Origin of the sequence: Rhodoblastus sp. (genome assembly GCF_041915505.1) — a bacterium.
GTDB lineage: Bacteria > Pseudomonadota > Alphaproteobacteria > Rhizobiales > Beijerinckiaceae > Rhodoblastus.
The window spans coordinates 1-8592 of the sequence record NZ_JAYSBG010000141.1 but is presented as its reverse complement, the minus strand read 5'-3'; the positions used below and the strand labels follow the sequence as shown (position 1 = coordinate 8592).

General features: G+C 66.9%; 8 protein-coding genes and 1 pseudogene. 2 read left to right on the top strand and 7 right to left on the bottom strand.

Going from position 1 to position 8592, the window contains the following annotated elements:
* Positions 1-557 (bottom strand): cysteine peptidase family C39 domain-containing protein (locus tag ACE3S9_RS10505; protein WP_374546406.1); only part of this gene is annotated, 557 nt, incomplete at its 3' end.
* 279 nt (positions 558-836) lie between these two features.
* Here ACE3S9_RS10505 and rpsU point away from each other — a divergent pair.
* Together rpsU and ACE3S9_RS10495 are read left to right on the top strand one after the other, a co-directional pair.
* Positions 837-1058 (top strand): annotated as a pseudogene (gene rpsU / locus ACE3S9_RS10500) (30S ribosomal protein S21); the annotation flags it as partial.
* 240 nt (positions 1059-1298) lie between these two features.
* Positions 1299-2150, top strand: coding sequence for a tetratricopeptide repeat protein (locus ACE3S9_RS10495; RefSeq protein ID WP_374546405.1), 852 nt, complete (start codon positions 1299-1301; stop codon positions 2148-2150).
* A gap of 13 nt (positions 2151-2163) precedes the next feature.
* Here ACE3S9_RS10495 and ACE3S9_RS10490 read toward each other — a convergent pair whose 3' ends face one another.
* The 6 genes from ACE3S9_RS10490 to ACE3S9_RS10465 all read right to left on the bottom strand — a co-directional run.
* A complete protein-coding gene (locus ACE3S9_RS10490) occupies positions 2164-2661 on the bottom strand; it encodes an RNA pyrophosphohydrolase (protein WP_374546404.1) in 498 nt (165 codons plus the stop codon).
* A gap of 6 nt (positions 2662-2667) precedes the next feature.
* Positions 2668-3867 carry a divergent polysaccharide deacetylase family protein gene (locus ACE3S9_RS10485; RefSeq protein ID WP_374546403.1) on the bottom strand — a complete coding sequence of 400 codons (1200 nt, stop codon included), beginning with the start codon at positions 3865-3867 and terminating at the stop codon, positions 2668-2670.
* A 102-nt stretch (positions 3868-3969) separates the two neighbouring features.
* Complete coding sequence (locus ACE3S9_RS10480) at positions 3970-5466, bottom strand: S41 family peptidase (RefSeq protein ID WP_374546402.1); 1497 nt, start codon at positions 5464-5466, stop codon at positions 3970-3972.
* The gene (locus tag ACE3S9_RS10475; protein WP_374546401.1) at positions 5466-6773 is read right to left on the bottom strand and encodes a murein hydrolase activator EnvC; all 1308 of its coding nucleotides are present in this window, start codon (positions 6771-6773) and stop codon (positions 5466-5468) included. The genes ACE3S9_RS10480 and ACE3S9_RS10475 overlap by 1 nt, the downstream gene beginning before the upstream one ends.
* A gap of 170 nt (positions 6774-6943) precedes the next feature.
* The gene (locus ACE3S9_RS10470; protein ID WP_374546400.1) at positions 6944-8293 is read right to left on the bottom strand and encodes a sensor histidine kinase; all 1350 of its coding nucleotides are present in this window, start codon (positions 8291-8293) and stop codon (positions 6944-6946) included.
* Positions 8294-8376: 83 nt separating this feature from the next.
* Positions 8377-8592 (bottom strand): 23S rRNA (pseudouridine(1915)-N(3))-methyltransferase RlmH (locus tag ACE3S9_RS10465; RefSeq protein WP_374546399.1); only part of this gene is annotated, 216 nt, incomplete at its 5' end.

The window sequence follows — 8592 nt, the reverse complement described above, 5'->3', positions numbered from 1 at the left end:
AGCGCGAACAGGCTCAGGATCAGCGCGCAGATCACGACGTCGCGCACGAGTCGACGCTCGCGGAAGACCAGGCTCGCGATCAGGCCGAGGCCGAACGGCTGCTCCTCGTCCTGCAGATCGTAATTGCGGCGCGCCAGCAGGACATCGCCCGACCAGGCTTCCTGGAATTGCAGCCAGTCGATTTCGAGCAAGGCGTCATCGGCGGCGTTGGGATCGCGCAGAGTCACGCTCAGCGGCGCGTTCTGGTCCTCGGCGTTGACCGCCACCAGAACCAGACTGTTCCCGCTCTTGAGCCGCACGATGGCGGGCAGAGCCTGACGCAGATGGGTCAGGCCGTCCCAGTCGAGCCGAATCGCCTTGGCCTTCATGCCGGCGCGGCGGGCGCAATGAACCAGCTGGGGATAATCAACCTCGGCGCTGGCGAGGGCGTTGTCCTGAACGATCTGTGGGACCGTCAATTCGAGGCCATGCATGGCGCCGACGATCGTCAGACAATCCAGCGCGGAGGAATCCGCGCGTTTCGACACGCCCTGCTTTGGCGCTTCCAATAAATTCATGACCGCTCCGAATTGGCGCGCGGAAAGGGTTAAGGTCGGCTATCCTACCACAAGTTTCCGCGCAAGGCGGCGCCCGGCCCCCGGTTTTCTTGCCCTTAGGGAAGACGCCGAACTCCGGTCAGCCGGGCCGGAAGCGTCTGGACAGCGCCCCCGCTTTCTGTTATCGCAGCTTCAACGGTCCGGCGCTCCGTAAGCGTACGGCGAAATTTTCCCCTTACGCTCCCCGTTCGGCGCGCTGCGGCGTGGCGACGGAAGGCGCAACGAACACAGGAAACAGGCGTGCAAGTTCTCGTTCGCGACAACAATGTCGATCAGGCCCTCAAGGCGCTCAAGAAGAAGATGCAGCGCGAGGGCATTTTCCGCGAGATGAAGCTGCGCGGTCATTACGAGAAGCCCTCCGAGAAGCGCGCCCGCGAACAGGCCGAAGCCGTTCGCCGCGCCCGCAAGCTGGCCCGCAAGAAGATGCAGCGCGAAGGCCTGCTGCCCATGAAGGCCAAGCCGTCCGCTCGCTGATTCGACGGGCGGTCAGTCCAGCGCCGGCCGATACGACTTCATGACGCCCTTCGCGGTCGCGCGAGGGGCGTTCGGGTTTTCGGCGAGCGCTTTCTCGGCTGGCCCTCTTTCCGGTAAGACTTTATACACCATGCGGGGCTAGCGTCGCCTCGCCCTCCCCGCCCGCCGCCTCAGAGCGAAAGCCCGGCGGGAACGACCGCACCGGACGCAAAGCCGATTGGGATCGATATGCCGGACCATCGCCAATTTTTCCGCAAATATCTGATCATCGCCGCCCTCGCGACGCTCGCCGCGCCTCTCGCCGGCTGCGAATCGGTGCCCGGCGGCAAGCGCGGCCCCGGCTATGCCGAAACCGCCAACGCCGATCCCAAGGCGCTGGAAGCCAATATCGCTTCGCTCAACAATGTGGTCGCCTCCAATCCGAGCGATCCCGAGGCCTATAACACCCGTGGCGTCGCCTATGCCAAGATCGGCCGCTACAACGACGCGATCTCGGATTTCTCGCAGGCGATCAAGCTCGATCCGCGCCACGCCGCCGCCTATACCAACCGGGCGCTCGCCGAGCGCCAGGTGGGCGCCAATGACGCCGCGCTGCAGGATTTCACCCACGCGATCGAATCCAATCCGAATCACGCGCCGGCCTATCTCGGCCGCGCCAATGTCGAGCGCGCCCAGGGCCAGCTCGACCCGGCGCTGCGCGATCTGGATCAGGCCATCCGCCTCAATCCGGAAAACGCCCAGGCTTTTCACGCGCGCGGACTGATCTACCAGAAACAGGGCGACAACCAGCACGCGGTCAGCGATTTCGACAACGCCATCGACCGCGACCCGTTCGCGGCGGCGCCCTATCAGGCGCGCGGCCAGAGCCTGCTGGCGCTGAACAAGCCGGACAAGGCGATCGAGGATTTCAACGCCGCGCTCAATGTCGACAACCGCAACGCCGACGCCTGGGCCGGCCTCGGCCTCGCCTATGAAAAGCAGGGCGACAAGCGGAAAGCGGCGGAAAATTACCAGCGCGCCCTTGCCCTGAGCCCGGACAATGCGGTGGCCCGCGCCGGCGCGGGGCGCGTCGGCGGCTGAGCCGCCCACAAGATCACGCCGTCGCGTAAGTCGCGAAACGGGTGCAGACGGTCTCATAGACCTGGCGCTTGAAGGGCACGATTAACTCCGGCAAGCGCTCGATCCGCTCCCAGCGCCAGGCGTCGAATTCCGGCTTGTGGCCGTCCGGCGAAGCGATGTTGATTTCCGAATCGCGGCCGGTGAAGCGCAAGGCGAACCATTTCTGGGTCTGGCCGCGAAACCGTCCCTTCCAGGTCTTCTTGGTGATATCGCCCGGCAGGTCATAGCTGAGCCAGTCCGGCGATTCGGCCAGAAAGCTGACGCTGCGCACGCCCGTTTCCTCGCGCAATTCCCGCAACGCCGCGCGATAGGGCGTCTCGCCCTCGTCTATGCCGCCCTGCGGCATCTGCCATTCATGATCGGCCTGGATGACGTCGGCCGCGCGCTTGGACTTGCGGCGTCCGACGAAGACCAGACCATCCGGATTGAGCAGCATGATGCCGACACAGGGACGATAGGCCAGAACCTCCATAAGCCATTACCTTTTTTCACTGCGCGCCGTCGTATCGGCGCCAATAACCGCGGAAACCGGCACGAGCGTCACGCCGCGCCGCGCCAGATCGGCCGTGAAACGGACGATGCGCTCGTTCGCCTCGGGCAGCCCGGCGGCGAATCCAACCGCGACGCCTTTCTGCCGCGCGAGAGATTCCAGACGGAACAGCGCCGCGTCAATGGCCTCGGGGCTTTTCGACGCGTCGATCCGCAAATCGGCCTTGACGAAACCGACGCCGCTGGCCCCCGCGACCTCCCCCGCCACGCTCTGCGGCGAGGAGCCGTCATCGACATAATCGAGCCCGCGATCCGACAATTCGCGCATCAGAAACTGGGTCGCGCCGCGATCCGCCGTAAAACGCCCGCCGAGAAAATTCACCAGGCCGATATAGCCGACGAAGCGCCCCATCTGCCAGCGTAGATCGTCGAGCGCCTTGGGCCCGTCATTGGCCATCAGGACATGGGGGCCGGGCGAATCCGCCAGATCGAATGGCTCCAGCGGCGTCTGGAGCAGGATTTCATGCCCGGCGTCGCGCGCCGCGCCGGCCTGCCGCTCGACATCGTCGCCATAGGGCGCGAAGGCAAGGCTCACGGCGGCGGGCAAGCGCTGGATCGCCATATCGGTCGCGGCCGCGTTCAGCCCCATGCCGCCGACCAGAATGGCGATGCGCGGCGTTCCGGGCTTGATCGGCGGCTGCAGCGAGAGCGGCCGCGCATAGACCTCGGCCGGAGTCGCCCCGTCCTTGCCGCGTCGGGGCAACAGGCCGAAACGGCTCTTCTCGACGAGACGGCGGTCCGGCGCGGGCGCCAGCGGCGGCGATCCGGCGCTGTCGGGCACCTGAATGATGACCGCGCCCGGCGCGCCGCCATTGCCCCGGAAGATCTTGACGCCGCTTTCGGTCTCGACCTGTTCCGCCGTGGCGACGCCGTCGATCCGGACGCCGGCGGGATTGGCCGCAGGCGGCGCGGCCGGCGCGGGACTGACGGGCGGCGGCGGCGCGGGCTGGATCGGCGCGACCGCCACGGGCTCGCCGCCCGGCGCCGCATTCTTCCCCCGCAAGGCGACGCCCGCCCCGCCGACCGCGACGAGCGCCACAGCCGCCAGGCCGAGCCAAAGCCGACCGCGCCCCTTTTCGGGCGGCGGTTCGCGGTCCTGGCCGAGGGGGCGGTCGAGATCGTCGAGCATGGCGCTTTTGCGAGAGGGCCGAATCGAAAGGGCCCAGCCTGCTCACGTTAGAGAAGCAGGCTGGGCCCGTCGAGAAGGCTTATTCCGCGATCAACACCCGGATCACTTGTCGCCGGACGGGCCGGGCTTAAGCACCGGCTCGGACGATTGAGGCGCGGCGGGCGCCGGGGCGTCGGTCTTCGGCGCATCGGGCTTGGCGTCGGATTTCACCTCGGGCTTCACTTCGGATTTGGCCTCGGTCTTGCCGGCGTCCTTCTTGTCCGCGGCTTTGGCGTCGGCCTCCGCCTTGGCGCTTTCCGCCTTGAGATCGGCGACCGTCTTGACGCCGCGCAGCAGATCCAACGCCGCGTGCAGAGCCTTGTCCTTGGCTTCGTCGGCCGGCACATAGGCCTGCGAGCCGTGCTCCTCCTCGTCGCCGTTCTTCAGGTGGCCCTTGAGCGAGGCTTCGCCCTTGGTGTCGTCCTTGCCCTTCAGCTCGTCCGGCACGTCCTCCAGCACGGCGATATCGGGCTCGATGCCCTTGGCCTGGATCGAACGGCCCGACGGGGTGTAATAGCGCGCGGTGGTCAGGCGCAGCGCGCCATTGTTCTGGCCGAGCGGAATGATGGTCTGCACCGAGCCCTTGCCGAAGGAGCGCGTGCCGATCAGGGTCGCGCGCTTGTGATCCTGCAGGGCGCCCGCGACGATCTCGGAAGCCGAGGCCGAGCCGCCATTGATCAGCACCACCACCGGCTTGCCATGCGACAGGTCCATCGGACGGGCGTTATAGCGCTGGGTTTCGTCGGCGTTGCGGCCGCGCGTCGAGACGATCTCGCCCTTGTCGACAAAGGCGTTGACCACCGCCACCGACTGGTCGAGCAAGCCGCCCGGATTGTTGCGCAGGTCGATCACATAGCCCTTGAACTTGTCGGCCGGAATTTCCTTCTGGAACTTGGCCATCGCGTCCTTGAGGCCGTCGAAGGTCTGCTCGGTGAACTGGGTGATGCGGATATAGCCGATGTCGCCATTATCGACATGCGAGCGGACCGACTTGATCTGGATGACCGCGCGGGTCAGGTTGACGTCGAGCTTGTCCTTCTTCGGGCCGCGCAGGACCGTCAGCTTGACATTGGTGTTGACGTCGCCGCGCATCTTGTCGACCGCCTGGTTAAGCGTCATGCCCTGCACGCTCTCGCCGTCGATGGCGGTGATGAGATCGCCGGAGAGAATGCCCGCCCGCGCCGCCGGAGTGTCGTCGATCGGCGCCACCACTTTGACCAGGCCGTCCTCCTGCATGACCTCGATGCCGAGGCCGCCGAAGGCGCCGCGCGTCTGCACCTGCATGTCGGTGAAGCTTTTCGCGTCCATATAGGACGAATGCGGGTCGAGCGAGGCCAGCATGCCCGCGACCGCCGCCTCGACCATCTTCTTGTCGTCCGGCTTCTCGACATAATCGTTGCGGACCTTTTCGAACACGTCGCCGAACAGGTTGAGATTGCGATAGACGTCAGCCGCCGCCGCCACGGCCGAGCCGCCGACGGGAAGATTGCCGTGAGACCCGATAACCATGGCCGAGGCGCCGATGGCGGCGCCCAGCAAGACCAGCGATGTTTTGCGCATTATCCGCGAACCCTTTGCATTTCCGACTTCGACCACCACGGACCTGGGTCGATCGCCGCCCCGTCCTTGCGAAATTCCACATAAAGAACCGGCTGCGTCGCCCCGATCGCGACGGCAGCCGCCGTTTTCGCCGTCCCGTCGCCCATCACGCCGACCGGCTCGCCGGCAAGCACGAATTGCCCGACCGCCACATCGACTCGCGCCAAGCCCGCCAACACGACATAATATCCGCCGCCGGCGTTCACGATCAAGAGTTGTCCATAGGTGCGCCATGGACCGCTGAAAGCGATATAGCCATCGCTTGGCGCCGAAACAATGGCGCGCGGCCGGGTGGCGAGCGAAAGTCCCTTCTCCACCCCGCCGAATTCGCTCGGCGCGCCATAATATTTGATCACATTGCCCGCCGCCGGCAGCGCCAGCATGCCCTTGGCGTCGGCGAAGGCTATGGCCGGGGCGAGGCGCGCCGGGTCGCGCTGCGGCGCATTGGCGAAGCGCGCCTTGGCCTCCGCCGCCTGCTCCTCGGTCAGCCGGGCGCGGTCTTCGTCCGCCTTGCGCGCCTGATCCGCCGCCTTGCGCGCGGAATCCAACTCGCCCTCCATCCGCGCGATCAGATCCTTGAGGTTCGCGGCCTGGCCCGCCAGCGCCTGGGCGCGGGCGCGCTCGGCCGCCAAGGCCTCCTGCGCCGCGCCGATCGATTTCTGCCGCGCCTCGATCAGGGCCTCCAGCCGCGCGCGCTCATTGCGCCGCGTCTCGATCTGGCGCGCCAGATCGGCCCGCTCGGTCGCGATCGAAGCCCGCAAGGAGACGAGATCCTGCAGGTCGCCGGCCAACGCCTCGGTCTCGGCGCGCAATTCCGGCAGGACCGCGCCGAGCAGCATCGAGGCGCGAATGGCGCGCAACACATCTTGCGGCTGGGCGAGCAAGGCGGGCGGCGGCTTGCGGCCCATGCGCTGCAGCGAGGCGAGCACCGCGACCAGCACGTCGCGCCGGCTGTCCAGCGAGCGTCGGATCGCGGCCTCGCTGCCGGTCAGCGTGTCGAGACGGTCCTGCGTCTCGGCGGAGGCGGCCTCCGCCTCGTCGATCTTCTTCTTGGCGTCGATCAAGGCCGTGGCGAGGGCGGCGCGGTCGTTCTGATAGGAGGCGATCTCCGCCTCGATCTTTTTGCGCTGCTCCTCGGATTGCGTGAGAATGTCCTGCACGCCCTGATAGGCCTGACGCCGCGCTTCGAGATCGGCCGTTTTCGGATCGGGCGGCGGCTGGTTTTCCGCGCGCGCGGAAAACCCCGAAAGTCCGGCCAAGCAAAACACGGCGGCCGCCAGCCGAAAGCCGGCGCGCCTCGCCCTCGGTAGGAGCCTTCCCGCCGGACGTCGTCTGCCTTGTCCTGTCGCCGTCATCGCCGCTCGTCTGGCCGAATCGCTTCGAGCCAGCTTAAAGACGCCGATCGCGCCGGCAATGGGGCGTTCGGCCCTGAACGCGCCTATCCCATCACGATTTCGGCGAGCGGGGCCGAGAGGCGATAGCGCAGGCCGTCTGGCGTGAAATCGAGCGCGCATTCGCCCTGGATCGCCAGCGGCGCCATCCGGGTCAGCACGGTTCCGCCAAAGCCCGACCTTTCCGGCGTCCGCACCGCCGGCCCGCCGCTCTCGCGCCAGGTCAGGGTATAATGCTTGCCGTCGCGGTCGAGCTGGAAGGACAGGTCGACCTTGCCGCCCGGCGCCGACAGCGCGCCATGTTTGACGGCGTTGGTGGAAAGCTCGTGCAAGGCGAGGCCATAGGATTCCGCCGCGCGCGGATTGACCTCCAGGAAATCGCCGGAAATCGCGATCCGGTCGCGCGCATTCGCTTCGAGCTGGCTGAGCTGGTTCTTGGTCAGATCGGCGATCTGCACGCCGCGCCAGTCGCGCGACACCACCAGATCATGGCTGCAGCCGATCGCGGCGAGGCGCGCCATGAACCTTTCGATGAATTCGTCCGGCGAAGGCGACAGCCGGGCCGTCTGCCGCGCCACCGCCTGCACCACCGCGAGCAGGTTCTTCGAGCGGTGGTTCACCTCGCGCAACAGGAATTCGATATGTTCCGCCGCGCGGGTCAGGGGGGCGATGTCGCGGTAAATCACGGAAATGGCGGCGAGGTCGCCGCTTTCGTCGCGAATCGGCGCGGTAGAGAAGGACAGATCGAGCAGCGCGCCGTCCTTGCGCCGCCGCCGCACGGCCCGCGCGCGGCACGGCTTGACGGCGGCCTCGCTCAGCTTCTTCAGATAGCCCGCGCGATCCTCCTGTGGCACGATCAGATCGGCCAGTTCGGCGCCGGCGATCTCCGCCGGCTCATATTGGAAAATCTCGCTGAAGGCGCGGTTGGCGTTCAACACATGGCCGGCGGGGTCGACGCTGACGATGGCGTCCATGGAATTGGCCACGATCGCCGCCAATTGCTCCGTCGCCTGCCTGCCGCGACGCAGCTCGGCTTCATCCAGGGCGCGTCTCTCGCCGCGCGTCGTCGCGACATGGATCGTGGTCCCGCGCGCGCCGGTCTTGTCGCGGCGCAAGGCGAAACTGGCGTAGACCGGCACGTTCTCGCCGGAGCGGCCGCGCAGGAGCAGGAAAATATCGTCGACCTCCTGGCGCCGGTCGAGCACGGCGACGAGGTCGGCGAAGAAAGCCGCGCCCTCCGCGTCGATCAAATCGGCGAAGGTACTGCCGCGCAGCAGGTCGCGCGCGGAGAAGCCGGTCCAGCCGCAAAAGGCCCGGTTGACCCGGACGAAGCGGCCCGAAGGCGCAAGCACGGCGAGCCCGCAAGGGGCGAAATCAAAACTTTCATCGACGATCATGCGGCGAGCACGCTCCGGACCAGTTCCTTGCAAAGCCCTTCGCCAAGGGCGGCTGGTTTTGTTACGCCTTTCGCGTGAATGGTTTACGCTCGATGATAGGGATGGCCCGCGAGAATGGTCAATGCGCGAAACAATTGTTCCGCCGCCAATGCACGCACAATTTGGTGAGGCCAGGTCATGGCGCCGAAAGCCAGCGTCAGATCGGCCCGGTCGCGGAAGGCCGGATCGAAGCCGTCCGGGCCGCCGATCATCATCGCGCAGACCGGCGCGCCGGCGTCGCGCCATTCGCCCAGTTTCCT